The 25,775-nt window shown below is 52.8% G+C and carries 25 protein-coding genes and 5 tRNA genes; 7 read left to right on the top strand and 23 right to left on the bottom strand.

Annotated features, from left to right (window positions below; all coding sequences use genetic code 11):
- Nucleotides 1–145: 145 nt before the first annotated feature.
- The 16 genes from tuf to WMO23_RS01010 all read right to left on the bottom strand — a co-directional run bounded on the left by tuf (nt 146) and on the right by WMO23_RS01010 (nt 13,286).
- Nucleotides 146–1,333 carry an elongation factor Tu gene (gene tuf, locus WMO23_RS01085; RefSeq protein WP_020311652.1) on the bottom strand — a complete coding sequence of 396 codons (1,188 nt, stop codon included), beginning with the start codon at nt 1,331–1,333 and terminating at the stop codon, nt 146–148.
- Nucleotides 1,334–1,480: 147 nt separating this feature from the next.
- A tRNA-Met gene (locus WMO23_RS01080) sits at nt 1,481–1,557 on the bottom strand.
- A 5-nt stretch (nt 1,558–1,562) separates the two neighbouring features.
- Nucleotides 1,563–1,638, bottom strand: a tRNA-Thr gene (locus WMO23_RS01075).
- A gap of 56 nt (nt 1,639–1,694) precedes the next feature.
- A tRNA-Met gene (locus WMO23_RS01070) sits at nt 1,695–1,770 on the bottom strand.
- Nucleotides 1,771–1,775: 5 nt separating this feature from the next.
- Nucleotides 1,776–1,861 (bottom strand) — tRNA-Tyr (locus WMO23_RS01065).
- A 6-nt stretch (nt 1,862–1,867) separates the two neighbouring features.
- Nucleotides 1,868–1,943: transfer RNA gene (locus WMO23_RS01060), tRNA-Thr, on the bottom strand.
- Nucleotides 1,944–2,142: 199 nt separating this feature from the next.
- Nucleotides 2,143–3,471 carry a replicative DNA helicase gene (gene dnaB, locus WMO23_RS01055; protein ID WP_349173049.1) on the bottom strand — a complete coding sequence of 443 codons (1,329 nt, stop codon included), beginning with the start codon at nt 3,469–3,471 and terminating at the stop codon, nt 2,143–2,145.
- Nucleotide 3,472: 1 nt separating this feature from the next.
- On the bottom strand, nt 3,473–5,392 hold the full coding sequence (gene lonC / locus WMO23_RS01050; protein ID WP_292281683.1) for a Lon family ATP-dependent protease: 1,920 nt from the start codon (nt 5,390–5,392) through the stop codon (nt 3,473–3,475).
- 22 nt (nt 5,393–5,414) lie between these two features.
- Entirely contained in the window at nt 5,415–5,861 is a 447-nt protein-coding gene (gene rplI, locus WMO23_RS01045; protein WP_020311654.1) for a 50S ribosomal protein L9, read from the bottom strand.
- Nucleotides 5,858–7,873 (bottom strand): DHH family phosphoesterase, encoded by a 2,016-nt coding sequence (locus WMO23_RS01040; RefSeq protein WP_020311655.1) that lies wholly within the window; start codon nt 7,871–7,873, stop codon nt 5,858–5,860. The genes rplI and WMO23_RS01040 overlap by 4 nt, the downstream gene beginning before the upstream one ends.
- Before the next feature lie 18 nt (nt 7,874–7,891).
- Entirely contained in the window at nt 7,892–8,848 is a 957-nt protein-coding gene (locus tag WMO23_RS01035; RefSeq protein ID WP_020311656.1) for a YybS family protein, read from the bottom strand.
- 78 nt (nt 8,849–8,926) lie between these two features.
- On the bottom strand, nt 8,927–10,588 hold the full coding sequence (locus tag WMO23_RS01030) for a ribonuclease J (protein WP_020311657.1): 1,662 nt from the start codon (nt 10,586–10,588) through the stop codon (nt 8,927–8,929).
- A gap of 205 nt (nt 10,589–10,793) precedes the next feature.
- Nucleotides 10,794–11,639: a hypothetical protein gene (locus WMO23_RS01025; RefSeq protein WP_020311658.1), complete on the bottom strand. Its 846-nt coding sequence runs from the start codon at nt 11,637–11,639 to the stop codon at nt 10,794–10,796.
- Complete coding sequence (thiD, locus tag WMO23_RS01020) at nt 11,636–12,442, bottom strand: bifunctional hydroxymethylpyrimidine kinase/phosphomethylpyrimidine kinase (protein WP_020311659.1); 807 nt, start codon at nt 12,440–12,442, stop codon at nt 11,636–11,638. The genes WMO23_RS01025 and thiD overlap by 4 nt, the downstream gene beginning before the upstream one ends.
- A 16-nt stretch (nt 12,443–12,458) precedes the next feature.
- Entirely contained in the window at nt 12,459–12,941 is a 483-nt protein-coding gene (locus WMO23_RS01015) for a SixA phosphatase family protein (RefSeq protein ID WP_020311660.1), read from the bottom strand.
- 42 nt (nt 12,942–12,983) lie between these two features.
- The gene (locus WMO23_RS01010; RefSeq protein ID WP_020723714.1) at nt 12,984–13,286 is read right to left on the bottom strand and encodes an ArsR/SmtB family transcription factor; all 303 of its coding nucleotides are present in this window, start codon (nt 13,284–13,286) and stop codon (nt 12,984–12,986) included.
- Nucleotides 13,287–13,540: 254 nt separating this feature from the next.
- Here WMO23_RS01010 and WMO23_RS01005 point away from each other — a divergent pair, with 254 nt between their 5' ends.
- Nucleotides 13,541–14,065, top strand: coding sequence for a nitroreductase family protein (locus WMO23_RS01005; protein ID WP_020311662.1), 525 nt, complete (start codon nt 13,541–13,543; stop codon nt 14,063–14,065).
- Between the two features lie 297 nt (nt 14,066–14,362).
- Here the strand turns inward: WMO23_RS01005 and WMO23_RS01000 are convergent, their stop codons facing one another.
- From WMO23_RS01000 to WMO23_RS00990, 3 genes are read right to left on the bottom strand one after another with little or no spacing between them, the layout of a single operon-like run.
- Nucleotides 14,363–14,788 carry a Fur family transcriptional regulator gene (locus WMO23_RS01000; RefSeq protein WP_292262527.1) on the bottom strand — a complete coding sequence of 142 codons (426 nt, stop codon included), beginning with the start codon at nt 14,786–14,788 and terminating at the stop codon, nt 14,363–14,365.
- Nucleotides 14,785–15,603: a metal ABC transporter permease gene (locus tag WMO23_RS00995; protein WP_292298400.1), complete on the bottom strand. Its 819-nt coding sequence runs from the start codon at nt 15,601–15,603 to the stop codon at nt 14,785–14,787. The genes WMO23_RS01000 and WMO23_RS00995 overlap by 4 nt, the downstream gene beginning before the upstream one ends.
- A complete protein-coding gene (locus tag WMO23_RS00990; RefSeq protein ID WP_292262524.1) occupies nt 15,603–16,271 on the bottom strand; it encodes a metal ABC transporter ATP-binding protein in 669 nt (222 codons plus the stop codon). The genes WMO23_RS00995 and WMO23_RS00990 overlap by 1 nt, the downstream gene beginning before the upstream one ends.
- Before the next feature lie 129 nt (nt 16,272–16,400).
- Here WMO23_RS00990 and WMO23_RS00985 point away from each other — a divergent pair, with 129 nt between their 5' ends.
- Nucleotides 16,401–17,327: a metal ABC transporter substrate-binding protein gene (locus WMO23_RS00985; protein ID WP_020311666.1), complete on the top strand. Its 927-nt coding sequence runs from the start codon at nt 16,401–16,403 to the stop codon at nt 17,325–17,327.
- Nucleotides 17,328–17,361: 34 nt separating this feature from the next.
- A complete protein-coding gene (locus WMO23_RS00980; protein WP_036200583.1) occupies nt 17,362–18,084 on the top strand; it encodes an HAD family hydrolase in 723 nt (240 codons plus the stop codon).
- 11 nt (nt 18,085–18,095) lie between these two features.
- On the opposite strand, the gene WMO23_RS00975 is transcribed toward WMO23_RS00980, so the two are convergent.
- From WMO23_RS00975 to WMO23_RS00960, 4 genes are read right to left on the bottom strand one after another with little or no spacing between them, the layout of a single operon-like run.
- Nucleotides 18,096–18,935 carry a MetQ/NlpA family ABC transporter substrate-binding protein gene (locus WMO23_RS00975; protein WP_292281678.1) on the bottom strand — a complete coding sequence of 280 codons (840 nt, stop codon included), beginning with the start codon at nt 18,933–18,935 and terminating at the stop codon, nt 18,096–18,098.
- 48 nt (nt 18,936–18,983) lie between these two features.
- A complete protein-coding gene (locus WMO23_RS00970; protein ID WP_020311669.1) occupies nt 18,984–19,643 on the bottom strand; it encodes a methionine ABC transporter permease in 660 nt (219 codons plus the stop codon).
- On the bottom strand, nt 19,643–20,665 hold the full coding sequence (locus WMO23_RS00965; protein ID WP_020311670.1) for a methionine ABC transporter ATP-binding protein: 1,023 nt from the start codon (nt 20,663–20,665) through the stop codon (nt 19,643–19,645). The genes WMO23_RS00970 and WMO23_RS00965 overlap by 1 nt, the downstream gene beginning before the upstream one ends.
- Complete coding sequence (locus WMO23_RS00960; RefSeq protein ID WP_071601857.1) at nt 20,662–21,816, bottom strand: amidohydrolase; 1,155 nt, start codon at nt 21,814–21,816, stop codon at nt 20,662–20,664. The genes WMO23_RS00965 and WMO23_RS00960 overlap by 4 nt, the downstream gene beginning before the upstream one ends.
- Before the next feature lie 443 nt (nt 21,817–22,259).
- On the opposite strand from WMO23_RS00960, the gene WMO23_RS00955 reads away from it, so the two are divergent.
- The 4 genes from WMO23_RS00955 to WMO23_RS00940 all read left to right on the top strand — a co-directional run bounded on the left by WMO23_RS00955 (nt 22,260) and on the right by WMO23_RS00940 (nt 25,763).
- A complete protein-coding gene (locus WMO23_RS00955) occupies nt 22,260–22,469 on the top strand; it encodes a hypothetical protein (RefSeq protein WP_020311672.1) in 210 nt (69 codons plus the stop codon).
- A 35-nt stretch (nt 22,470–22,504) separates the two neighbouring features.
- Nucleotides 22,505–23,851, top strand: coding sequence for an MFS transporter (locus WMO23_RS00950; RefSeq protein ID WP_292108259.1), 1,347 nt, complete (start codon nt 22,505–22,507; stop codon nt 23,849–23,851).
- Between the two features lie 16 nt (nt 23,852–23,867).
- Nucleotides 23,868–24,296, top strand: coding sequence for a hypothetical protein (locus tag WMO23_RS00945; protein ID WP_020311674.1), 429 nt, complete (start codon nt 23,868–23,870; stop codon nt 24,294–24,296).
- Between the two features lie 66 nt (nt 24,297–24,362).
- Nucleotides 24,363–25,763 carry an FAD-binding oxidoreductase gene (locus WMO23_RS00940; RefSeq protein ID WP_302512125.1) on the top strand — a complete coding sequence of 467 codons (1,401 nt, stop codon included), beginning with the start codon at nt 24,363–24,365 and terminating at the stop codon, nt 25,761–25,763.
- The last annotated feature ends 12 nt before the right edge of the window (nt 25,764–25,775 follow it).

The following is a 25,775-nucleotide window of genomic DNA, read 5'->3' as shown; positions in this document are numbered from 1 at the left end:
GAGAAAGGGGCCTCGCATGATGGCAGAAACCTTCGTGCGACAGCCCCTCTTTTAAGTATCAAGTTTGTAGTTTTTAGTTTGCAGTTATTGGCTAAAAATTTAACCTCTTTCTACAAACTCGGCACTACAAACTTTAAACTATCTTTTAGCCTTCGATTTCGGATACGACACCGGCACCTACGGTACGGCCGCCTTCACGGATAGCGAAGCGCAGGCCTGCTTCGATAGCAATCGGTGTGATGAGTTCGACTTCCATCTTGACGTTATCGCCAGGCATGCACATTTCTGTGCCTTCCGGCAGGGTGATGACACCCGTTACGTCAGTCGTGCGGAAGTAGAACTGCGGACGATAGCCGTTGAAGAACGGCGTATGACGGCCGCCTTCATCTTTGGTCAGGACATAGACCTGAGCCTTGAATTTCGTGTGCGGATGAATCGTGCCCGGTTTAGCCAGGACCTGGCCGCGTTCGACGTCTTTGCGGTCGATGCCACGGAGCAGTGCGCCGATGTTGTCGCCTGCTTCTGCGAGGTCCAGGATCTTACGGAACATTTCAACGCCCGTAACGACGGTATCTTTCGGTTTATCAGCGAGGCCGACGATTTCGACAGCGTCACCGACTTTGATCGTACCACGTTCGACACGGCCCGTAGCAACCGTACCACGGCCGGTGATGGTGAATACGTCTTCGACAGGCATCAGGAACGGCTGGTCCGTCGGACGTTTCGGCGTCGGGATGTAGCTGTCGACAGCATCCATCAAGTCGAGGATGGATTTTTCAGCTTCCGGATCGCCTTCGAGGGCTTTCAATGCAGAACCTACGATGATAGGTACTTCATCGCCAGGATAATCATATTCAGTCAGGAGGTCGCGGACTTCCATTTCAACGAGTTCAATCAGTTCCGGATCGTCGACCTGGTCAGCTTTGTTGAGGTATACGACGATAGCCGGTACACCGACCTGGCGGGCCAGGAGGATGTGTTCACGAGTCTGCGGCATCGGGCCGTCAGCTGCGGATACAACGAGGATAGCACCATCCATCTGAGCTGCACCAGTGATCATGTTCTTGACATAGTCAGCATGCCCCGGGCAGTCAACATGTGCATAGTGGCGTTTTTCCGTTTCATATTCGACGTGCGCCGTGTTGATCGTAATACCACGTTCACGTTCTTCCGGAGCCTTGTCAATATCGGAGTAATCTTCGAACTTGGCAAAGCCCTTCTTTGCTAATACTTTCGTAATAGCAGCCGTTAATGTCGTTTTGCCATGGTCGACGTGACCAATCGTACCGATATTAACATGCGGTTTTGTTCTTTCATAATGTTCTTTTGCCATTGTAATCATTTCCTCCTTTAGGAAAAAAACAGCTACCCACTTGTATTCTATCACACATCCATACTCTTTGCTTAAAAAAATAGGAAAATTTAAACAAAAAATATTTTTGCATATAGAAATAACCTCGTATGCACGAGGTTATTAGTGTGGTGGCGGCTCGGAGATTCGAACTCTGGACACTGCGGGTATGAACCGCATGCTCTAGCCAACTGAGCTAAGCCGCCATGTGTGGAGCTATTGACCGGGATTGAACCGGTGACCTTATCCTTACCAAGGATACGCTCTACCGACTGAGCTACAACAGCTTATGAACTGGTCAAAGCCAATTATGAAGTTTTTTTTACCTGACAGTAAAAAAATTTGGTAGCGGGGGCAGGACTTGAACCTACGACCTTCGGGTTATGAGCCCGACGAGCTACCAACTGCTCCACCCCGCGATGATTGGTGGTGGGGGAAGGATTCGAACCTTCGAAGGCAAACGCCGGCAGATTTACAGTCTGCTCCCTTTAGCCACTCGGGAACCCCACCATTTACTGGAGCCAACGATAGGACTTGAACCTACAACCTACTGATTACAAGTCAGTTGCTCTACCAATTGAGCTACGTTGGCTTACTGTTCCGTGGAACGTAGTCTATTATATCAAAGGACTGACGTTCTGTCAAGAACTTTTTTATCAGCTTTTCTTATTTCTTCTGACGAGGCAGAACCCCGTTTCAAAAGGCTCTGTCAGAACCGCTGACTTGATTAGTATACTATACCCCACGGAATAATGCAAGTGCTTTTTACACTTTTTTTAAATTAATTTTATCTACCCTTCATGCTGCGTGTCCAGGTTGAGGAACAGCGTGAACTCGTTCTTGAAGTAGAGCTTGACCGACCCGACAGGGCCGTTGCGGTGTTTGGCCAGGATGACTTCTGTAATGTGCTGGTTCTCCGTTTCCTTATCGTAGTAATCTTCGCGGTACAAGAAGGAAACGATATCCGCATCCTGTTCCAGGGCCCCCGATTCGCGGAGGTCACTGAGCATAGGCCGTTTATCCTGCCGGCTTTCGACACTGCGGCTGAGCTGGGACAAGGCGATGAGCGGTACTTTCAGTTCCCGCGCCAGGGCCTTGAGGGACCGGGAAATCTCGGAGATTTCCTGCTGGCGGCTTTCGGCATTGCGCCCCTGCATGAGCTGCAGGTAGTCGACGATAATCAGGTCCAGGCCGTGTTCCGACTTGAGGCGCCGCGCTTTCGATCGCATTTCGGCGACAGAGATGCCCGGCGTATCGTCGATGTAAATGGGCGACTCATAAAGCTTGTCGCAGGCATCGGTCAGGCGCGTCCACTCTTCATCGCTGTTGAGCTGGCCTGTGCGCAGTTTCTGCGAGTCGATATGGGCGATTTGGCAGAGCAGTCGCTGGACTAGCTGTTCCTGGGACATTTCCAGGGAAAAGAAGGCTACCGTCTTATGCTGACGGACGCCGACGTTCTGGGCGATGTTCAGGGTAAAGGCCGTCTTGCCCATACTCGGACGGGCAGCGACCAGGATCAGGTCCGACGGCTGCAGGCCTGACGTCATGCGGTCCAGGTCGCGGAATCCCGTCGGCAGGCCGGTGAGGCCCGCTTTATTTTCATAGAGCTTGGTGATCTTGTCCAGGGTCACTTCGACGACGGCGCCGACGGAAGCGAAATCGCCGCGGTTCTTTGTATCCGACAGCTGGAGAATGCGCCGTTCGGCATCGTCCAGGAGGGCTTCCGTTTCCTTTTGGCCGTCATAGGCTTCCGTCATCAGTTCGGTACACGTCGAAATGAGGTTGCGCGCCAGGGCCTTCTCGGCGACGATATTGGCGTAATATTCGATATTGGCCGCTGACCCGACCAGGTTCGGCAGGTTCAGGACGTATTCGAGACCGCCTACATCGTCGAGCTTCTTCATGCGTTTCAACTCGTCCGGCAGGGTGATGACGTCGATTTCTTTATTTTCCCGATGGAGGTGTTCCATGGCCTCGAAGATGATGCGATGGACGTCGCGGTAAAAATCCTGGGACTGGAGCTTTTCCATAGCGACGATGACGGCATCATGGGATAAGAGCATCGCCCCCAGGACGGCTTGTTCCGCCTCTACGTTCTGCGGTGGAATCCGCTGTTCCATATTAGGCTCCCTCCTGTTCGACCAACATCAGTTTCAGTACGTCGTCGATGGTGACGGCATAGTGGATATTCAGGCCTAAATGGCGTTCCGGGATATCATGAGCATTTTCTTTCGGGATGATGATTCCTTTCATGCCAGCCTGACGGGCGCCATAAGCCTTTTCAAAGACGCCGCCGACGGGCTTGACCTGGCCCTGGATGGAAATTTCCCCGGTCAGGGCCATGTCCTGGCGGACCGGCTTGCCTGTGATGGCCGAGATGAGGGCCGTCGTAATGGCACAGCCTGCCGACGGGCCGTCGATATTGCCGCCGCCGACGAAGTTGATGTTGACGTCGTAATCGGACAGTTCCTTACCGGTCATGCGGCGGACGACAGCGGCTGCGTTGAACATGGAGTCCTTGGCCATGGAACCGGCCGTATCGTTGAAGCGGTAATACCCCTTCCCCGGCGCCCGCGCCGGAAAGGCGACGGCTTCGATTTCAATGGCCGAGCCGAGGTAACCGGCGACGCCGAGGCCGAAGACCTTGCCGACGACAGGCGTATCGCTGGCCTTTTCCGTCACATAAGGCACGAGGCGGCTGATCTGGGCGACGCGGCGGACGTGGTCGCAGGTGATGCGCACGTGGTCCTTGGAGCCCGATTTAAAGACAGACAGGCCATATGTATCGGCCAGGATGTTGACGGCCTTGCGGCCTTCGATGGTGAACTCACTGATCAATTTGGCCACGCCGTCTTCCAGTTCCGCCCCCAGCTGGGCAGCGGCATTGGTGACAATCTGTTCGATATCCGACGGGATGAGGGGTTCAAAGAAGATTTCAGCGCAGCGCGACCGGATGGCCGGATTGATTTCCGACGGGTCCCGCGTCGTCGCACCGATGAGGATGAAGTCGGCCGGAGCCCCTTCGGCAAAGAGTTTCTTGATATACTTCGGCACATTCGGGTCGTCTTCGTCGTAATAAGCCGATTCAAAACGGACCCGCTTGTCTTCCATGACTTTCAGCAGCTTGTTGAGCAGCATCGGGTCCACTTCCCCGATTTCGTCGATGAAGAGGATGCCGCCATGGGCTTCGGTGACCAGGCCCGGCTTCGGTTCCGGGATCCCCGTATCGGCCAGGTCGCGGCGGGCGCCCTGATAAATCGGGTCGTGGACCGAACCGATGAGGGGGTTGGTCATATCCCGCGAATCCCAGCGCAGTGTCGTCCCGTCCGTTTCGATAAAGGGCGCATCAGGGCCAAACGGTGTAAAGGGCAGCTTCTTGGCTTCGTCGAGGACGATGCGGGCAGCCGTCGTCTTGCCGACGCCAGGCGGTCCGTAGAGGAGCAGGTGCTGCGGATAGACAGACGATAACTTGCTCTGCATGGCTTCCACGGCCCGTTCCTGGCCGACAATAGCCCGGAGCTGTTTCGGCCGTACCCGTTCCATGACCGATTCCGTAAGATGGACGTTTTCCAGGTCGTCCAATTCCTTGAGCTTGCGCTTGGTCTGCGGCGTTTCGACGTCGTGCAGTTCTTCCTTGATGAGTTCCATCTTGATTTCCCGCACGTATTCCTGCTGTTTTTCATCCATGCGCTGGCTGATTTTCTTTTCCAGCCGTTCTTCTACGGCCTGACGGGCCAGCATCTCAGCCAGGACCATTTCCAGTTCATTGAGGACGTTGATGACTTCATCGTCATCGGGTACTTTATCATACGAGACGTCTTCATAGATGAGGCGCTGCAGTCCGACCAGGCGCTGGCGCGGGTCTTCGGAATGGATGTACGACAAGGCAGAGTACTTACTGGCCCGGAGGACCATCTTTTCAGACCCTATAAGACCAGTAAAAGCGCCATAAAGCACGTTAACCTGACGGCGGAGTTCTTCCTCCGCCGTCGGTTCGAGGTACTTATGGCGCTGTAATAATTTGTCCAATAATTCTTTCATTGTATCCCCTTATGGCTTATGATCAGCCTTCTACAACGTGTATTTTGATGACACTGGTAATCGTCGGATGGACGCGGATGGTAACATCGTAATCGCCGAGCGATTTAATCGGATCCTTGATTTCTACTTTTTTCTTGTCCAGGTCGATATCGTACTGGGCCTTGGCCGCTTCGCTGATAGTCTTGCCCGTAATGGCACCGAAGACTTTGCCGCCTTCGCCGACTTTAACGGGAATGGTCAGTTCGACTTTCTTCAGCTGGCTGGCCAGGATGACGGCTTCATCCGAAGCGACCTGGGCCTTATGCTTGGCAGCGGCTTTTTTCTGTTTGGCATCGTTGAGGTTTTCCGATGTGCCGGGAGCGGCTAATTTACGGGGCAGGAGGAAGTTGCGGCCATAGCCTTCCGATACTTCGATGATGTCCCCTTTCTTACCGAGTTTCTTTACATCCTGTAATAAGATTACTTTCATTTTTCATCAATCTCCTTGTCTTTATCTATGATTTCATGGAGGGCTGCCATGACGTCCCCCTGGGCTTCGACCAGGGTCCGGCCACGCAGCTGGGCACCGGCAACGGTACGGTGGCCGCCGCCGCCGAGAGCTTCCATGACTAATTGTACATTGATTTCGCCTTTCGAGCGGGCGCTGACACCGATGCAGTCATCGGCCAGATAATAGAAAGTGAAGCTGGCTTCGACGCTGTCGATGTTGATGAGCATATCCGCTACCTGGGCGGCGATGATGGTGGCATTGCGCTGACCCTTGGGGCAGCTGGCCATGGCGACGCCGTCGCTGATTTGGGCACCGGACAAGATGAGGGCCCGGTCCTTGACGGTATCGAAGTCAGAGCTGAACAGTTCGCGGACGATATCCGGATCCGCTCCGCAGCGGCGCAGATACGACGCGGCGTCGAAAGTGCGCACGCCGGTCTGGACGGCGAAGTTCTTGGTGTCGACGATGATGCCGGCATAGAGGGCCGTCGCTTCGATCTTCGTCAATTCTACATCTTCCTGGAAATATTGCAAGAGCTCCGTCACCAGTTCGCTCGTCGAAGAACTCGACGTTTCCGTATAGGTCAGCAAGGGCTTCTTGATGAAGTCCGAACTGCGGCGGTGATGGTCGATGACGACGCGCCGGTCCGTTTCGTCCAGCAAAGCCGGGGCTACGGTCATGTCCGGGCGGTGCGTATCGACGATGAACAGCAGGGTCTGGCTGTTGCAGATGTTCTCCGCCGTTTCTGCCGAAATGAGCAGGTCCTTGAAATCGGGATTATCCATGATCTGATCTTCCAGGCGCCGGATGGCGTCGGTCTGATTGCTGACGACGACATGTACCGGCTTGCCTGCCAGGCGGGCCATGTGGGCTACGCCGACGGCAGCGCCGATGCTGTCATAGTCTTCCCGTTCATGTCCCATGACCAGGACCATATCGCTCGTATCGATGAGTTCGTGGATGGCCTGGGCGACGACGCGGGCCCGGACGCGGGTATTCTTTTCGACGCAGCGCGTCTTGCCGCCGTAGAAGTGAGGCGATCCGTCCTCTTCATAGACGACGACCTGGTCGCCGCCGCGGCCCAGAGCCAGGTCGAGGCCGGCCCGGGCTTTCGTAGCCAGTTCGTTGAAATTGGCTTTGCCCGCCGCAATGACGTCGCTCGGGAAGAGGGCGATGCCCATGCTGAGCGTCACGGGGATGCGGTTGACCGTATGGATGGAACGGATTTTTTCCAGGAAAGAAAAGTTATCTTCCTTATAATATTCCAGCGTATCCCGGCTCATGCAGGCAATGTACTTCTCATTGCCGTAAGCCCAGATAAAGCAATTATGGCCGGACAGCTCGCCGATAAGGCAGTTGTTGACGTTGGTCACCAGCGTAGCCCGCTGGACAGCCGTCATCCCCTTGGCAACTTCCTCCAGGTTGTCGATCTCGATATCGCAGAAAACGGGGACAGCAGCCAGGGAATTCAGCTTCTGCCGTTCCGTATCGGTAATGTCTTCAAAATAGAGGATGAGGTAATTGTCATCGTCAGCGGCTTCGGTCTGCAGATACTTGTAGACGACGCGGTAATAGCGTTCGCCGATGTGTTCAAAGAAATATCCCGATTTCCCCCAGAACTTATCGACTTTCAAGTTCGGCATGATGTGGTCCAGCTGCTGGTCGTTGTCGATGTCGCCGACCCAGTCTCGGAAGACGCTGTTGGCCCAGCACAAGTTGGACTGCATGTCGATGATGGCAATGCCGATAGGCAGATTCTGCACGGCATACGTCGAAGCCTGGTCGACGCTCTTGGAGATGGCATCGAAGAACTGGCTGATTTCCCGGTTGCGTTCGTTATGGTTCTTGCGGGTCAGGACATAAGCCCCGCCGATGAGGATCAGGGCCAGCAAGGCGATGACCCAATTATATACGGCAATGATGATAAGCAGCAAGACGGTAATCAGGAAGAAAGGTTCTTCCGACCGCCTTGACAGCAACGTTTTAAACATGGTTCCGCCCCCTGCGTACTAAAGCGTACGACCTTTTTTTCTATAATTCGTGAGCATGTCGAAGATGCCGGCTAAAAAGGCAGCATACGAAAAAACAGGCATGACAAAAAATGAGATGAGGATCAGGGCCTGAAGGCCATTCCCTAAACGGAAACGGCTGCTGAGGAGATAAAAGACGAAGGCAATTCCCTGGATACAGATGAAGAAGAAGGCAATCTGATTGAGATTCATGCCGATGATATTGAGCCAGGTAATATCCCGTGTCACTCCCCAGTATTTCATGACCAATGCCAATATATATAAGTATATCATACTACGGGGTATTTCCCAATAACGAATAGGCAAAAACGCCTTGAGCGAAAAGCCGAGACGGCGCAGGATGACCTGGGAAATCTTGATGTTCGCGTAGGCGATGATGGCCGTCCCCAGACAGAGGAACATGGGCAGCAGCGACGGCAGCACCTCCCGGACCTGGTTGAGCTGGGCCCGCGTTTCTGCCAATTTGACGTCAGACATGCCCTGCTGCTGGTACTGGGCCATCATGCTGTCCATGAACTGCGTGAAGAAATCGTTCATCTGGGTAAAGACGTTGACGTCGAGGACAACATAGGACAATAGGGCGATGACGACGAAGACGGCGACCAGGGCCGCTGTAACCGTCCCCAAGAGGCGTACAGCCGACCATTCATAGCGAAAGCCAGCTCCCAGGGCCAGGCCGACGGCACCGAAGCTCAGGAATTGGACCAATGCCGTCACCGGGTCGATGAACAACCCCATGAGGAAGCCTACGGTCACGCCCAGCAGCAAGGTCTGGCGCAGACCGTATTTCATGAAAATGATGACCATGGGAATGGGCATGATGAAATAACCAATAAAAGAAAAAATCGGCACGTATGTACTGAGAAGCGCAAAGACCAGCATAATGGCGGCAAAACAGCCGGCCGTCGTCAGCGGGGTGACACGCCTCTGCTCCATAACAGTTCCCCCTTTCGTCGGGACTGAGAAACAGCGGAGGCACGAGATGCCTCCGCTGTCACAGTAACAAATATCAAATTATACTTCCATGATGATCGGCAGGATCATCGGACGACGCCGTGTCTTTTCATAGAGATAACGGCTCAGCGTATCGCGGACCTGGGACTTGATGACAGCCCATTCGCGGATATTACCGGCTTCGCAGCGTTCGAGGACGGCGGCGACGCGGTCATGAGCTTCGCGGAGCAATTCTTCCGAATCGCGGACATAGACGAAGCCGCGGGAAACGATATCCGGGCCGGCCAGGGGATGGCTCGTCCCTTTGGCCAGGGTCATGACGACGATGACGACACCTTCCATAGCCAGCTGCTGGCGGTCGCGGATGACGATGTTGCCGACATCGCCGACGCCGAGACCGTCGATGAAGACGCGGCCTGCATTGACATGGCCTGTCTTATGGCCGGAACGGTTCGAGAATTCAAAGATCTGGCCGTTGTCGCCGATGAGGACGTGGTCCTTGGCAACGCCCATCATGACGGCCAGGTCGCCGTGCGTCTTGAGCATGCGGTATTCGCCGTGGACAGGGATGAAATACTTCGGTTTGATCAGTTCCAGCATGAGCTTCAGTTCTTCCTGGCTGGCATGGCCGGATACGTGGATTTTCTTATCCCGGCCGGCGATGACATTGGCCCCGAGGCGCATGAGGTTATCAATGGTGCGGCTGACACCGGTTTCATTGCCCGGGATAGGCGTAGCCGAAATGATGACTGTATCGCCAGGCATGATGCTGACGCTGCGATGGTTGTTGGAAGCCATGCGCGACAGGCCGGCCATGGGTTCGCCCTGGCTGCCCGTCGTCAAGATGAGGATCTGGTCATCGGGATAACGGTTCAGTTCATCCGGTTCGATGAGGACACCTTCGGGAACGTCGAGATAGCCCAGTTCAATGGCAATCTGGACGTTGTTGACCATGCTGCGGCCGAGGACGGTGACTTTGCGCTTGAACTGCACTGCCGTATTGATAGCCTGTTGGATACGGGAAATATTCGAGGCGAATGTCGCCAGGATGATACGGCCTTTTGCAGCGCGGAAAGCCTTGCGGAAAGCATGGCCGACAGTCGTTTCCGATTCGGTGTAGCCCGGCCGTTCGGCATTGGTGCTGTCCGACATGAGCAGCAGGACGCCGCGGCGGCCTAATTCAGCAAATTTATGGATGTCCATCTGACGGCCATCGACTGGCGTCAGGTCCATCTTAAAGTCGCCTGTATGGACAATGGTGCCTATGGGAGTCCGGAAATACAGGGCACTGGCATCCGGGATGGAGTGGTTCGTATGGATGAAGCCGACCTTCATACAGCCGATCTGTACTTCATCACCATGATGCACTTCATTCAGTGTATAATTCGTAATGTGATTTTCTTTCAGTTTCCCTTCGATGAGGCCGCATACGAGCTTGGTGGCGTATACGGGCACATTTACTTCATTGAGCAAGTAGGACAAACCGCCGATATGGTCTTCATGACCATGGGTGATGACGACGGCCCGTACTTTGTCCCGGTTTTCAATCAAGTAACTCATGTCCGGGATGACGAGGTCGATGCCGAACATGTCGTCATCCGGGAAGGCCAGGCCGGCGTCGATGACGATAATATCATTCCCGTACTGGATGACCGTCATATTCTTGCCGATTTCACCTAAACCACCTAAGGGAATTACCATGAGTTTTTCTTTTTTAGCCAAAATATACCTCCTAAAAATAAATATAGTTGTATCCGTTCCAACCGGAGCCCGGCAGACCAGGCTGCAGGTCTATCCTATATGTAGATATAACGAACAGTAATGGATTTTCTTCCTTCTATCATATTTTCCGTTATTTCCGGGACTCTGTCAATAATCTATCGTCTCTTTTTGTGAAAACTCTTAACTTTTCATAAAAAATTTACATTTATTTTGCCGATTTGATGACTTTTTCCGGCACGGTCAGCTGTGTTCCCTGGGGCAGGGCCGTGCAATCGATGGTCAGGCTGACTTCGCTCATTTTGATGAACGACTGGGCTACGGCCTTGTCGGCGTCACTGCGGCCATATTCATCGACCAGCGTCAGGGCCAGGCTGCGCAGCTGGTCCGTCAAGGGCAGGGAGATGCGGGAAATGCGCTTCGTCGCCGGGTCGATGGTGACGACCGTCGATAAGTCGCCGCACTGCTGCAAGCCCTGGAGGACTTTGGTCATGACGCGGATCTGTTCGGCCGTCATGCCGTTTTTCTTCCACTGGGCCTGGTCGGCCGGATTATAGATATGGGAAGCGTCGAAGACGACGTTGTAATCATTGCCGCCGGCAGCGGTGACTTTTTTCACGCCAGCCAGGACATTGTAGTCCTGACGCAGGTAATCGGCCAAGGGCTTGCTGTCCTTCAAATCATAGCTCTTCTTTTCCCATTCATCGCCATCTTCCTGGTAATAGACGTCGATTTTTTTCCCGTTCTGGACGGCATAGGCTTTCCCTTCAGGGACTTTCTTCATCGTCGTCGCAGCAAAACCCGTTACCTTAGCCTGGGACTGGATGACGAAAGGCCGTTCCTGGACGTCGATATTGTTGACGACGGCCCCTTCGCCGACAAAGGGCATCTTGAGGCCCAGTTTCAGCGTATAAGAGCCCTGAGGATGGGCCGCCATGTTGCGGGCCGCTTCTTCATATGTTGCCTGCGGTGAAGCAGCCAGTGCCATACCGCCGATCGATGCAGCTGCCATGACCAGGCAGCACATTTTCTTCCAAGAATGTGTCAATCTCATTTTGTCCACCCTGCTTTCTTATATAATTCATAAAAGTGATGAATCGGGCCATGGCCCTTGCCAATGGGTTCAGCATGGGCAATGCCTTCAAAGACGTACTCTTTCGCCGCACCGACTGCGTCTGGCAGACTCAGGCCATTGGCCAGGTTCGAGGCGATGGCGCTCGATAAGGAGCAGCCTGTCCCATGGGTACTCGTGCTTTCCAGGCGTTTCCCCTTATAATAATGAAAATCATGGCCGTCGAAGAGGATATCCGTCGCATCGGCAATGCGATGACCGCCTTTGACCAGGACGGCTTTGGCACCCATGGCGGCAATGGCCTTGGCCGCTTCTTCCATGTCGTGCAGGCTTTCAATGGATTTCCCTGTCAGCACTTCGGCTTCCGGCAGATTCGGCGTCAGGACATCGGCCATGGGAAGGAGGACTTCCTTCAGCGTCTGTTCGGCTTCCGGTACCAGCAGGCGATGGCCGCTGGTAGCAACCATGACCGGATCGATGACGATATACGGCGGCTGGTATTGTTTCAATTTATCGGCGATGACGCGGATCGTTTCAGGTACACTGACCATGCCGATTTTGACGGCGTCGACGTCGATATCTTCAAAGACCGCATCGATCTGCGAAGCAATGAGGTCCGGCGTGATGTCCATATAGCCGCGCACGCCCTGGGTGTTCTGGGAAACGACGGCCGTAATGACATTCAAGGCAAAGCAGCCGTGGGCACAAAAAGTCTTGCAATCCGCAGCGGCACCGGCTCCGCCAGAAGGATCCGTCCCGGCAATGGATAATACATGTTTCATCATGAGTACAACCTCCAATTTATTCTTTGTAAGAAGGTCCCAAAAATTTCAAGGCCTTCGGATGGACATAGAAAAGCAGCGATGCCGAACCGATGCGGCCGCCGTGGACGTCGAAGTCGAACAGGGCCATGCTGCCCGTCTTGAAGTCGACAGCCGTCCCCGTCCAGGCCTGAGCCCAGCGGTCAAGGAACGGCGAATGGCCGATGATGCACACGACATCAGCTGTTTCCCGGCTCAAAATCTCGTTGTATACGGCGACTAAGTCACCAGAAGCGATGGCTTTATGCGTATGGAACTGCTCAATAGGCAGATGCTTTTCTAAATAAGCGGCTGTCTGACACGTCCGCACGTATGGGCTGACCCACAGGGCCGTTTTCCCCGACGGCCACCATGACGAGGCCCATTTCGCCATGGACGAAGCCTGATTACACCCTTTTTCAGTCAGTTCACGCAGTTTATCCGGCTGATGCAGATCAAAAGGCTGGGCCTTTCCGTGACGCATTAAACAAACATACATAAACTACTCCCCTTTTATGTACCCCTTTTATTCGGCAACATGCTCCAGGCCGACGTCGAGCAGCGTAAAGACATGGGCATCGGCCAGCGAATAGTATACGGTCTTGCCGTCCCGGCGGAACTGGACCAGCCGGGCATCGCGCAGGATGCGCAGCTGATGGGACACAGCAGACTGGCCCATACCGAGTTCATCGGCAATATCCCGGACGCAGACTTCCTGATTCATGAGGACGCGCAATATGCGCAGCCGTGTCGGATCGCCGAGGACTTTGAAGACATCGGCCAAAGGCTGGATATATTGTTGTGAAAGTTCCGGTGCTCGTCGTTTCAATGCAATCGCTCCTAATGCTGTTTATCACTGTCTGTCTTAATCGTTTTATTATAGCACACTTTTCACATATACTGCTAGAGGCGTCACAAATAAGGCCCGCACAGGGTACAGACAAGGTAAATGAATTATGAAGGAATTATAAAAAGTCCTAAAAAGGCGTGAAATGTCCTGGCAAAAGCCTTTCCTCTAAATCAAAAATGCCCTATAATGATAACAAAATCGCAACAAAATACTTTTACTTAGGAGTGAATGTCATGAATGAAACCATCCATACCCTCATCACGCGGCGCAGCGTCCGCAAGTACAAAAAGGCCCAGATCAGCGATGAAGACTTGTATCTGATTCTCCAGGCCGGCACCTATGCAGCCAGCGGTCGTGGCCTGCAGCCCTGTACCATCGTCGTCATCCAGGATACGGATACCCTGGCCCGCCTGAGCGCTCTCAACGCCAAAATCATGGGCACGACGAATGACCCCATGTACGGCGCCCCGACGGTCCTCCTGGTCCTGGCCGACATGGAAAAATCCCCCAACGCCTGGTCCGACGGCTGCCTCATCCTGGGCAATCTCATGAATGCCGCCGCTTCCCTGCACCTCGGCTCGTGCTGGATCAACCGGGCCAAAGAAGAATTTGAAACGCCCGAAGGGAAAGCCCTCCTCAAAGAATGGGGCCTGCCGGAACACCTCGTCGGCGTCGGCCACTGCATCGTCGGCTACGGCGACGGCCCGGAACCGGCCGCAGCCCCGCGGAAACCGGATTTCATTAAATTTGTTAAGTAAATAGTGGTTAGTGGCTCGTAGGGGCGCCCCGTGGGGCGCCCGCAGACCGCAGTTCGCAGGCCGCAGTTCGTGGCTCTCCTCATAGGAGAGCTGTCAGCAAAGCTGACTGAGAGGTTGCTTTTTCTTTTTTATAAATTTAATAACAACCACTACTAGAAAAGGGACTATCGTATGAAGGCTTATACCATCATGCGTAGTCCCTTTTCTAGTAAGGCCCGCCACGTGGGCGACCCGTTAGGAATTTGGGTGACGCTCCTAGCAAATGACCACTAACCACTAACCACTAACCACTAGCGATTATCTCCCCTTCTTACATTCCGGGCAATAGCCGTAGAGTTCCAGGTTGTGGCCGACGATGTCGAACTGTGTCTTTTGGGCCACTTCTTTTTCATAGTCGCTGAGCGGACAATGAGCTAGATCCACGACTTTATGGCATTGTAAACAGATGAGCCTGTGTGTATGGCCGGGACGGCGGAGGGAAAAGCCGTATTTCCCTTCATCGGGGAGGAATATCTTTTCTGTCAGTTTACGCTCTGTAAACATTTCCAGGATGCGGTACACTGTGGAAAAATTGACTTTACATCCTTGTTCCAACAGGGCTGCATAGACGGTTTCGACGGTCACGACACTGGTTTCCCGGCTCAGGATATCCAGGACGCCGTTGCGGGCCTTGGTACTCTTCAGGCCATGTTCGCGTAAACAGGCTTTATAATCGTCATTCATGGACGGCGCCTCTTTTCTTGCAGGGAAAAGACACATTCTTTATAGGCAATGACCAGAAGCAGCATGGCAACTGACGTCAAGGCCGTGACGCCGCCAGGCGCAGCATCGATGTAGTACGACAGCAGCAGGCCCGACAGAATGTCGATGAAGCTGAAGACGACGGAGTAAATGAGGGTCCGCCGGAAGCCTTTGCGCAGCTGCAGGGCCGTCGCCACGGGCAGGGCGATGAGGGAGCTGATGACCAGGATGCCGACGATGCGGATAGAAACGGAAATCGTCGCCGCTACCAGGACGGCAAAGATATAGTTGATGAGCTTGCTGCGGACACCGGCAATCTGCGCTCCGTCTTCATCAAAGGTCAGCATGACCAGCTGGGGATAGAGTCTGGCAATGACGGCCAGGGAGATGATGCTGAGGGCGACGACGGAGTAGACATCGCCCGTCGACACGGTGAGGATACTGCCGAACAAGAAGGATTCGACATTCGTGTGGACCAGGCCGGCACTGATGATGGTAATGGCAATGCCCACGGAGAGAGATAAGATGATGACCAGGATGAGCTCGGCATAACGGCGGAAGCGGCGGCGCAGGACTTCGATGAGGATGCCGAAGAAACTGGTCAGGCCAAAGGCGCTGAGAACGGGGTTCCAGTCAAAGAGGAGACCCACAGCCACGCCGGCCAGGGACGCATGGGACAAGGCGTCGCCAATCATGGAATAGCGGCGCAGGACCAGGAACATGCCGATGAGCGGGCAGACGATAGAAATGAGCAGGGCTACGATAAAAGCATTCTGCATAAAGGCATATTCAAACATTACTTATCCCCTCCCATCGTGGCTGATACATATTCATCGAGATATGCCTTGGGCGAGCAGAAATGGCCGCGGCCACCGACGACGTGGAACATCTTCGTCGAATTGCGGACAGCGAATTTCAGATTGTGTTCGACCGTAATGACCGTGACGCCTTTATTTTCATTTAAATCCTTGATAAACGGGTAGAGCTCTTCCTGACTGCGCACATCGATTCCCGTCGACGGTTCATCGAAGATGAGCAGGTCCGGATGGCCCATGAGGGCCCGGGCGATGAGGACCTTCTGGCACTGGCCGCCGGACAGGTTGCCGATGAGCTGGTCCTTCAGGGAATAGACATTCATCTGTTCCAGGCAGTCCCGGATGATTTCTTTATGCTTCAAGTGCAGGACCTGGCGGTAACAGTTGAGGACTTCCCAGACCGTAATCGGGAACTGGCTGTTCAGCGTCTCGAAGCGCTGGGGCACATAGGCCCGATGGCGATAGGTATTGGAAATGGACCCCCGGCTCGGCGACAACAGGCCCAGGATGAGTTTGATGAGCGTACTCTTGCCGCTGCCGTTTTCACCGACGACGGAAATATAGTCGCCGTCGCGGATGGTCATGTTGACATCTTCTAACAGGTACTGACCGTGTTCATAGGCGAAATAAACGTGCTGTAAATCAATCATAGCTTGCCTCCCTTGTCGTAGTCTCGAGCCCTTATTATAGCCCCGTGAAAACGAAAATGCAAGGCATTTGCAAATAATTGACAAAAAAAGGCGCCCGTGATACGATGGACGCCATAGGAGGTCTTATCAATGTTGTTACATACCCTCAACCGCCTGGCCCGTTACGGCATGGTCCTGGCGGCCTGCTTATGCATCATCGGCCTGGCTGGCTGTGGTCCCGCCGCCGATGTCCCCGATGACGGGAAATTAAAAGTCGCTGTCACTTTCGACGCTCTGAAAGAGTTCACTCAAGCCGTAGGCGGTGATAAAGTCGATGTTTACACCCTCATCCCCGATGGGACAGAGCCCCATGAATTCCAACCGACGACGCAGACTATTAAACATCTCGGTAAATCTCAGCTCTTCGTTTACAGCGGCCTGGGCATGGAACCGTGGGCCCCTAAGGTCGTCGAAGCAGCCAAGAATACATCCCTCCATACGGTCAATGCCTCGCAAGGCGTCACGCCCATCGCCCTGACCGATGAGGAAGATGTCAAAGAACACGGCGCCTACGACCCTCACATCTGGCTGAGCCTGGTAAACGCCCAAATCGAAGTATCTAACATCGCCGCCGCCCTGGCTGAAGCCGACCCGGCCAACGCCGACTATTACCGCAACAATGCGGCGAATTACAAAAAACAGCTCCAGGCCCTGCAAGACGAATATGCCCGCAAATTCGCCAGCGTTCCCCGCAAGGATTTCGTCACCGGCCACGCTGCCTTTGCCTACCTCTGCCGCGACTTCGGCCTGACCCAGCACAGCGTCGAATCCGTCTTTTCCAGCGGCGAACCCAGTGCCCGCCAGCTGGCCCGCCTGGCCGACTATTGCCGGGCCAACGACGTGCGGACCATCTTCGTCGAAGACATGGTCAGCCCGAAAACGTCAGAAACCCTGGCCCGTGAAGTCGGTGCCCGCGTCGAAACGATCCATACCATCGAAACGAGTGAAGATGACGAATCCTACCTGGATCGCATGCGCGACAACCTGGAAAAGATTTATGCCAGCAGCCTGCGCTAAAATGGCAAAAAATAAAGTAACCATGGAGAAGAATATGAAACATAAAACATATAAAGCCGCAATTTTTGATATGGACGGTACCGTCCTCAATACCCTGGAAGACCTGACCAGCGCCTTGAACCACGTCTTAGCCGAAACAGGTCACGACCATGCCTATGGGACAGCCCAGGTCCGCCAATTCTTCGGCAGCGGCGTCCAAGTGGCCATTACCCGCGCCTTGGCCATTGAAAAGGGGATTGCCTCTTACGAACAGCTGGAATACGTCGGCCAGGACGGCGATACGATTACACCGCGTGTCGATGCCCAGGAAGTCCGCCGCATCCAGGACATCTTCCGTCCCTACTATGCCGCCCACTGCGCCATCCAGACGGGAGAATACACCGGCATCAGCCAGCTCCTCCGCCAGCTCCGGGCCAATGGCATCCAAACGGCCGTCGTCTCTAATAAACCCGACCCGGCCGTACAGAAACTGACAGCCGACTATTTTCAGGACCTCTTCGATCTCTCCCTGGGCGAACAGCCCCAGATACGGCGAAAGCCTGCGCCGGACATGGTCCTCAAAGCCTTGAAAGACTTAGGACTCACGCCGGAACAGGCTGTTTACATCGGCGATTCTGAAATCGACATCCAGACCGCCAAAAACGCAGGCCTGGACTGCATCAGCGTCACCTGGGGTTTTCGTTCCAAAACTTTTTTGAAAGCCCACGGTGCCCGCTTCCTCGTCGATACGCCGGAAGAAATCGCCAGGTTCTTTTAAAAAACTAGCGATTATTCTCCCTCAGGTACGAACCAAAGGCCATTATTGTTTTTCTTCATATACTCTTTGAATTCGTCGGAATGGTATGCATCGGCAATATCTTTGACCCATTGTGCATCTTTATCTTTATCCTGGACAACGAGCTGTAACAGGAGATGCGGTAAGATATCTTCTTTAGCCAAAGCCGTCTGAGGATCGATTTTAGCATTGTAAATGATAGCGCCAGTGATGACAATGTAACTGAAATCACTGCGTACAGATGGGATAGTTAAAGATTTCATTTCTGTAAATTTCAAGTGATGCGGATTTTCTACGATATCCTGCTGGGTAACTGTCGACAAGTCTTTATTGGGATCCAATTTAATCCAGCCGATTTTCTGGAGCAGGGCATAAGCACGAGCTGTATTAGAAGCATCGTTTGGAACGGCAATCGTATCGCCATCAGCAACCTGGTCCAAAGAAGTCTTAGAACCCGGGAAAATACCGGCCGGAACAGTCGGAATCGGCGTAATAGCCGCTAAATGGCCATTTTGTTTTTGATTAAAGTTTTCCATATAAGCCGTATGCTGTTCAACGTTGAAATCTACTTCACCTTCATTCAAAGCTACATCGGCCTGCAATAAATCAGACATATCCTTACCGGTAACTTTATAGCCTTTCTTTTCCAAAATAGGCTTAATTCCCTTTTCAAAGAGGTCGGAATACGGTCCCTGAGACTTACTGTACGTCAGTTCCTTTTTGTTGGCGCTAGATGCATTATTGCTGTCGCTGCCACAACCGGCAAGAAAAGCAGCGCCCATGATGACGGCCATCGCAATGACACCAAATTTTTTCCATGTTTTCCATTTCATATGAATACCCCCTAAATGAACATCCCTATATATGATAAGTGTGCAACCTTAATGATTGCGCGTCTTATAGGCAAAATGATTGCCAATGGATTGAATGATTTGTACAAAGATAACTAAGATGACGACCGTAAAGAACATGAGCGGCGTATTCAATCGTTCATAGCCATAGGTCAAAGCTAAGTCACCGACGCCACCGGCCCCAATGACACCAGCCATAGCTGTCGCTCCGATAAGGCCGATAGTCCCAGTCGTAATCGATAGAATAAGAGAGCTTTTAGCTTCAGGAAGCAGAAAATACCAAACGATTTCAAAATAAGACGCTCCCATGGACTGCGCCGCTTCCACGATCCCCTTGCTGACTTCCAAAATGGAATTTTCAAAAAGCCGGGTCAAGTAAGGCGCAATGAAAATGACCAGTGGAACTAAAGCCGCTGTCGTCCCAATACGAGTCCCAACAATCATTTTAGTCAATGGCAAAATAAAAACCATCAAGATGATAAACGGGATACTGCGAATAATGTTGATAACTGTATTGAGAACAGTATAGACATATTTATTCTTCAAAATGCCATCATCATTAGTCAGCACCAGGACAACAGACATGATAATTGCCAAAATAGTCCCTAAGAATAACGAAACGAAGACCATATATACAGTCTGTTCTGCCGCCAAAATAATCTGCGACATAGGCACACCTAAATCAATCATTACAAATCAACCTCCTGCCACTGAACCTGCTGTTCATCAATGTATTGAATAACCTTGGCAATCTCTGCATCATTCCCAATAATCTGAAGGATGAAGATACCAAGAATCGTCTTTTGTAATTCATTGACTGATGCAAAGAGGATATTCGTCTGGACGGAAAAGGTTTTGTTGATATGATACATAAGGTGGTCTGTCGCATTATCGCCAAGGAAACGAAGTTTCAAAATTTTATAATTATCTTTTTCTTCATGAATCTTGGCAACGACAGACGGCGGAATCTGGTCGGGAATAACCGTACGGACAAATTTTTTAGTCATATCCTGCTGAGGATTACTGAAGACTTCCAGCACAGATCCTCTTTCTACGACTTTACCATGTTCCATGACGGCCACACGATTGCATAGACGCTGAATAACTTGTATTTCATGCGTAACGATAAGCATGGTAATATTTAACTCTTTATGAATCCGTTCAAGGAGCTGCAAAATCGATTCCGTCGTTTCCGGATCCAGTGCACTTGTCGCTTCATCGCATAAGAGAATAGACGGATCCGTAGCCAGTGCGCGAGCAATGCCAACACGCTGCTTTTGCCCGCCAGAAAGTTGACCCGGATAAGCATCGGCCTTATCCGCCAGATTGACGTATTCCAAAAGTTCCATGACCTTTTTATGCATCTTGTCTTTATCCGCTTTATTAAGCCGTAAAGGAATAGCTACATTGTCAAAAACGGTCCTCGAGTCGAGAAGATTGAATTGCTGAAAGACCATACCAATGGATTTGCGAAGTTTACGCATTTCATTGTGAGAAATTTTACTCAAATCTTGGCCGTTGATTTCTACATGACCTTCGGTCGGCATTTCTAGGCCGTTGACCATGCGCAGCAGCGTCGATTTACCTGCACCGCTGAACCCGATGACGCCAAACATATCTCCGTCATCAATAGTCAGTGATACATGCTGTAATGCTTGTGTCGTAACACCTTTGCTTTTAAAGGTCTTGCTGACATCTTTAAATTGAATCATCCCTTGCTGCTCCCTTCTTGCTGAATCTGTTCTACTGCCTGGCAGGCCAGTTCAGCCATATATTGTGAAGCCGGATATAGTGCGGCTGGATTTACCTTGAATTTAGCATTGTGATTCGGGTAGGAATGGCCAGTCCCGACAAAAACAAAATAACCAGGTACCTTATCGTAATAAAAGGCAAAGTCTTCGCCTCCCAGTGACGGGGCCATCGGTTGTTTATCAAAGCCCTGTTTATCAGCTACCTTACGGGCTAAGATTCCCCAATGAGCATCATTAATCAATGCCGGCGGCCCTGGAATCCAATGGACTTCGGCCTTGGCGCCATAAGCAGCAGCGGTGGAAGAGGCCAAGGATTCGATATGATTGCGAATAGCCTGCCGCCCTTCTTTACTCATACTCCGCGTCGTACCTTCAACAAAAGTTTCATCAGGAATGACATTCCAGTTGTGACCGCCTTCAATATGGGTAACGCTGACCAAAGTAGCGGCGAAGGGATCCATATTCCGGCTGACCACAGTCTGGACAGCACCGACAAAAGCAGACGCTGTTACGATGGGATCGATACCTTTATCCGGATGAGCTGCATGGACGCCCTTGCCATGAAAAGTAATACGAAAAGCATCGACAGCCGCCATGGCCGGACCATCGATGATCCCCATTTGACCGACATCGAGAAGGGGCGTGCAGTGCATTCCAAAAATCGCATCGACATCATCAATAATGCCCGTTTCAATGATTTTCAAGGCTCCGCTCGGACCTTCTTCTCCCGGCTGGAAAATAATACGGATAGTTCCTTGAATATCGGCTTCCCGTGCTTTCAATAAATAAGCTGCCCCCAAAATAGAAGCTGTATGGAAGTCATGTCCGCAAGCATGCATACAATCGGGATGTTCTGACCGATGAGGTACGTCAGCTTTTTCCGTAACCGGCAGGGCATCAATATCGCAGCGGATAGCAACAATAGGATGTTTTCCTGTTCCGACCTCTGCAACGACGCCCGTCTCCAAAGGCAGATTCAAAATATGAAGCCCGCCTTTTTGTAAGTCTTGACGGATCCGTTTGGTCGTCTCTATTTCTTTAAAAGATAGTTCCGGATGACGATGGAACCATTGAAATTCATCATGAATATATTGATTTATGTCCTGTATCATTCATAACCCCTCTTTCTCATTTTCTCTATATCCTTCTGTGGATATACAAACAGGCCACCATCTCCTATGACAGAGACGGTGGCCCGCGGTTCCACTCTGTTTACAGCCAAAACTGTATCTCATAACCGTGTAACGCCGGTCAGACGCAGCTGCATACTAAATTCCGCAGCCATGCAACCAAAGGCATTCCATCCTGTTTCCCAACGATGCAGGCTTTCAGCCCCAGACCTGCACTCTCTGACGCAGTACACAGATGTACTTGTTTTGGTTATCGCATTTCTCAATGTTTACGCCTATGGTACTATTCAAAAGGCTACTTGTCAAGTATAGTTTCATCTTTTTATATATTTTCTAATAAATTAGCAAAAAAATTCACGTTAGCATATCATTATAACAAACATTATTTTGACTCGCTCAGATACTGCTTTTAAAGCGAAAAATCGATGACTTCCTCATTCAGTGGAAAGAGCGTCCTCAGAAAAAGCCGTTTTTCGTCGAAAAGCCCGTCTTATAGTGACATCCGCTTCGGCATCAAGCTCATCGGCGGCAACATCGGCCATGAAAACGATATTTACACCTTTCCTTATTTCTGCACGTTCTTAGTCCGCGATTTTCTCCGCCAGCTCCCACCGGCTCCGGCTCATATGGTATAATAGGAGCAGAATGATTACGTTTGTGAGGTGCGGATATGTCGACGGAAAAACGGATTTTTTACTCGATTTGCCTGATCAGTTTTGTCGGGCCTTTTCTTTCTACGTCTATCAATATCGCCATCCCCGTCATGGCCGGTCAGTTCGGCGTCGCGCCGGACCGCATGAGCTGGGTCGTGACGATTTTCTTGATGACGACGGCTGCTTTTCTCCTGCCTTTGGGAAAGGTCTCCGATGTCCATGGACGGCGGCGGACCTATTCCCTGTCGCTCATCGTCTTTGCCATGGCGACAGCGGCGGCGGCCTTCGCCCAGACCCTGACGATGCTCATCATCTTGCGGGCCATCCAGGGCATCGCCCTGTCCGGCGTCTACGTATCTTACATGCCCCTGCTCCTGGCCACGACGGATGAAGCCCATCAGGGCCATATCCTCGGCCGGGCCGTTGCCCTGACCTATCTTGGCCTGTCCCTGGGTCCGGTCATCGGCGGCGCCCTGACGCAGTTCGTCGGCTGGCGCTGTATCTTCCTCTTGTCTGCCCTGGCCATCATCATTTCGTACGCCTTCATCCGGCCCATCAAAGAAGAATGGTATGCCAACGGCGCTCCCTTCGTCAACCTGGTCAGTACAGCCTTATCGGTCAGCGGCATCCTCTGCGCGCTGTACGGGCTATCATCCTTTGAAGATTACAGTGCTTTTTTCTGGATTGGCCTGGTCTTGCTGGTCATCTTCGTCATCCATGAAGGCAAGTCCTTCCACCCCCTGCTGCCACTCTATCTGTTCCGCAACCTGACTTTTTCCATGTCCAACCTGGCTGCCCTCATCCAGTACAGCTCCACGTATGCCGTGTCCTTCCTGTTATCCCTCTATTTCCAGGTCATCCTCGGCCTGCCGCCGGCTGTATCCGGAGCCATTCTCCTGGTCCAGCCCATCATCATGGCCTTCTTGTCGCCCCGGGCCGGCGACTTGTCGGATAAATACGGCCCACGGGGCATTGCCTCTATCGGCCTCGTCCTGACGGCCCTGGGGCTGACGGCATTCGCCCTGTTCCCGCACATCCCCGTCAGCGGCGCCGCCATATTCCTGGTCTTCATCGGCCTGGGCGCAGCCCTGTTCGGCGCGCCCAACAACAGCGCCATCATAGGGTCGGTCAAAAAGATGCATCACGGCATCGCTTCGAGCATCCTGGCCTTATCGCGCAACCTCGGCCAGGCCCTGAGCATGGCCGTCGTCACCTTCATCATGACGACAGAGACGGCCAAACAGCCGTCTTATGCGGATGGCGTCGTGGCCGCCCTGCACGCTTCGTTCGTCATCTTGGCCGTCCTCTGTTTCCTCGCCGTCACGGCCTCGCTGGCCCGCGGCACAAGTCCCAAAAAAGTGTAAATTAGGAGGTATTTCCATGAAAAAACAACTCATCGCAGCCGTTACGGTTGCATCGCTCCTCGGCTTTGCCGGCGGCACGGCCGTCCAGGCCTTCAACCTCGGCTCTATCCTGAAAGTCGGCGGTATTTCCGTCCTCGTTTCCAAATACGGCGATTCCATCAATGATTTCCTCAACAAACTGCTCATGAAGAACGGCGTCGGCACGGACTACGCGACGAAAGTCGTCCCCATCGTCAGTGTCGGTACGGGTAAATATATCGGCGCCGTCCAGGTCATCGGCCCATCAGCACAGGTCGAAAAGGTCAAGGCCGTGGCTCAGCTGGAAGGCGAATTCAACGGCATCGCCCGGGCCAATGCCCTCATCCCAATGGCGACGACGAATGTCACCAACCTCAGCCGCGTCCAGGGCGTCGGCGTCTCGGCAACAATCGATTTCAAGTTCTGATGCCTTCCCTAAGCAAAGCGGGCGTGGTAAAATAAGACAACCGATTTTTATAAGGAGGCCCTTCGCTTGAAAACTTATCAGCCTATTACGGCAGAAATCATTGAAAAATTAAAGGCCATTACCGGTCCGACTTATGTCAAGACCGATAAAGACCTGCTCTTACAGTATCAGACAGACTATGAAACCAATCCGGCCATGTTCCATCTCCCGGAAGCAGCCGTATCACCGGCCAATGCCCAGGAAATCTCGGACATCGTCAAATTGGCCAATGAATACGACTTCCCCATTACCGTCCGCAGCGGCGGCACCAGCCTGGCCGACGGTGCCATCCCTGTCTGCGGCGGCCTGGTCCTCTGCATGGACCGTCTCAACAAGATCATCGAACTGAATGAAGAAGGCATGTACATGACCGTCGAAGCCGGCGTCCGCACGGTAGACTTGCAGAACGCCGCCAAAAAAGTCGGTCTCATGTATGCCGGCGACCCGTCCAGCGCCGAAAGCTGCCTCATCGGCGGCAACCTGGCCACCAATGCCGGCGGCCTGCGCGCCGTCCGCTACGGCGTCACCCGCGACCAGGTCTACTGCCTGGAAATCGTCACGCCTACAGGGGATATCGTCGAATGCGGCCGCATCCTCAAGAAATGCTCTACCGGCTACGACCTGGAACAGCTCATCATCGGCAGTGAAGGGACGCTGGGCATCATCACCAAAGTCACAGTCAAGCTCATCCCCCTGCCGCCGTACCGCTTCGACGTCCTGGCCATCTACACGAACCCGCGCCAGGCCCTGCACATGGTGCCGAAGCTGATGAAAGCCGGCATCGACCCGACCAGCGTCGAATACATGGACAATTCCTACGTCCGCGGCTGCGCTGACTACTGCCATTACAAGGACATGCCGCACTACGACGACGGCATTTACGTCATCATCACCGTCGAAACGTTCCACGAAGACGAATTGGACACCAAGATGGACGCTGTCTGCACGATCTGTGAAGAATCGGGCGCTGCCGAAGTCCTGGAAGCTGACGACCGCGTCTGGAATATGCGCCGTAACTGCCAGACGTCCGTCGAACTCCAGAGCAAGGTCTTCCTCACGGACGACGTCGTCGTTCCGGTACATAAAATCGCCGGGACCATTGAAAAAATCATGGACATCGGCAAGAACTATCCCTTTGAAGTCAAGATCAACGCCCATATCGGCGACGGCAACCTGCACATCGTCCTCTGCAAGATGGATATGAGCGACGAAGAATGGGAAAAGAACGTCGAAGAATTCCACCAGCAGGTCTACGCCTATGCCTACAGCGTCGGCGGCCGCCTGGCCGGTGAACACGGCATCGGTGCCAAGAAACTGAAATATATGGAACAGTTCACGCCAAAAGGCGAACTGAAAATCATGAAGACCATCAAGCGGGCCATGGACCCGAAAGACATCCTCAACCCGGGGAAAGTGATTGATGCGTAAAAAAAGCGGGGG

It is taken from the genome of Megasphaera intestinihominis, assembly GCF_040096415.1.
In the GTDB taxonomy this organism is placed as follows: Bacteria; Bacillota; Negativicutes; order Veillonellales; family Megasphaeraceae; genus Megasphaera; species Megasphaera intestinihominis.
The sequence above is the reverse complement of the archived record's forward strand: the minus strand, read 5'-3'. Positions and strand labels throughout refer to the sequence as shown.

What these genes read in the sequence shown, in the direction of transcription:
- tuf (WP_020311652.1), bottom strand. Translation starts at nt 1,333, where the DNA reads ATGGCAAAAGAACATTATGAAAGAACAAAACCGCATGTTAATATCGGT.
- dnaB (WP_349173049.1), bottom strand. Translation starts at nt 3,471, where the DNA reads ATGGAACAGCGGATTCCACCGCAGAACGTAGAGGCGGAACAAGCCGTC.
- lonC (WP_292281683.1), bottom strand. Translation starts at nt 5,392, where the DNA reads ATGAAAGAATTATTGGACAAATTATTACAGCGCCATAAGTACCTCGAA.
- rplI (WP_020311654.1), bottom strand. Translation starts at nt 5,861, where the DNA reads ATGAAAGTAATCTTATTACAGGATGTAAAGAAACTCGGTAAGAAAGGG.
- WMO23_RS01040 (WP_020311655.1), bottom strand. Translation starts at nt 7,873, where the DNA reads ATGTTTAAAACGTTGCTGTCAAGGCGGTCGGAAGAACCTTTCTTCCTG.
- WMO23_RS01035 (WP_020311656.1), bottom strand. Translation starts at nt 8,848, where the DNA reads ATGGAGCAGAGGCGTGTCACCCCGCTGACGACGGCCGGCTGTTTTGCC.
- WMO23_RS01025 (WP_020311658.1), bottom strand. Translation starts at nt 11,639, where the DNA reads ATGAGATTGACACATTCTTGGAAGAAAATGTGCTGCCTGGTCATGGCA.
- thiD (WP_020311659.1), bottom strand. Translation starts at nt 12,442, where the DNA reads ATGATGAAACATGTATTATCCATTGCCGGGACGGATCCTTCTGGCGGA.
- WMO23_RS01015 (WP_020311660.1), bottom strand. Translation starts at nt 12,941, where the DNA reads ATGCGTCACGGAAAGGCCCAGCCTTTTGATCTGCATCAGCCGGATAAA.
- WMO23_RS01005 (WP_020311662.1), top strand. Translation starts at nt 13,541, where the DNA reads ATGAATGAAACCATCCATACCCTCATCACGCGGCGCAGCGTCCGCAAG.
- WMO23_RS01000 (WP_292262527.1), bottom strand. Translation starts at nt 14,788, where the DNA reads ATGAATGACGATTATAAAGCCTGTTTACGCGAACATGGCCTGAAGAGT.
- WMO23_RS00995 (WP_292298400.1), bottom strand. Translation starts at nt 15,603, where the DNA reads ATGTTTGAATATGCCTTTATGCAGAATGCTTTTATCGTAGCCCTGCTC.
- WMO23_RS00990 (WP_292262524.1), bottom strand. Translation starts at nt 16,271, where the DNA reads ATGATTGATTTACAGCACGTTTATTTCGCCTATGAACACGGTCAGTAC.
- WMO23_RS00985 (WP_020311666.1), top strand. Translation starts at nt 16,401, where the DNA reads ATGTTGTTACATACCCTCAACCGCCTGGCCCGTTACGGCATGGTCCTG.
- WMO23_RS00980 (WP_036200583.1), top strand. Translation starts at nt 17,362, where the DNA reads ATGAAACATAAAACATATAAAGCCGCAATTTTTGATATGGACGGTACC.
- WMO23_RS00975 (WP_292281678.1), bottom strand. Translation starts at nt 18,935, where the DNA reads ATGAAATGGAAAACATGGAAAAAATTTGGTGTCATTGCGATGGCCGTC.
- WMO23_RS00970 (WP_020311669.1), bottom strand. Translation starts at nt 19,643, where the DNA reads ATGATTGATTTAGGTGTGCCTATGTCGCAGATTATTTTGGCGGCAGAA.
- WMO23_RS00965 (WP_020311670.1), bottom strand. Translation starts at nt 20,665, where the DNA reads ATGATTCAATTTAAAGATGTCAGCAAGACCTTTAAAAGCAAAGGTGTT.
- WMO23_RS00960 (WP_071601857.1), bottom strand. Translation starts at nt 21,816, where the DNA reads ATGATACAGGACATAAATCAATATATTCATGATGAATTTCAATGGTTC.
- WMO23_RS00955 (WP_020311672.1), top strand. Translation starts at nt 22,260, where the DNA reads ATGACTTCCTCATTCAGTGGAAAGAGCGTCCTCAGAAAAAGCCGTTTT.
- WMO23_RS00950 (WP_292108259.1), top strand. Translation starts at nt 22,505, where the DNA reads ATGTCGACGGAAAAACGGATTTTTTACTCGATTTGCCTGATCAGTTTT.
- WMO23_RS00945 (WP_020311674.1), top strand. Translation starts at nt 23,868, where the DNA reads ATGAAAAAACAACTCATCGCAGCCGTTACGGTTGCATCGCTCCTCGGC.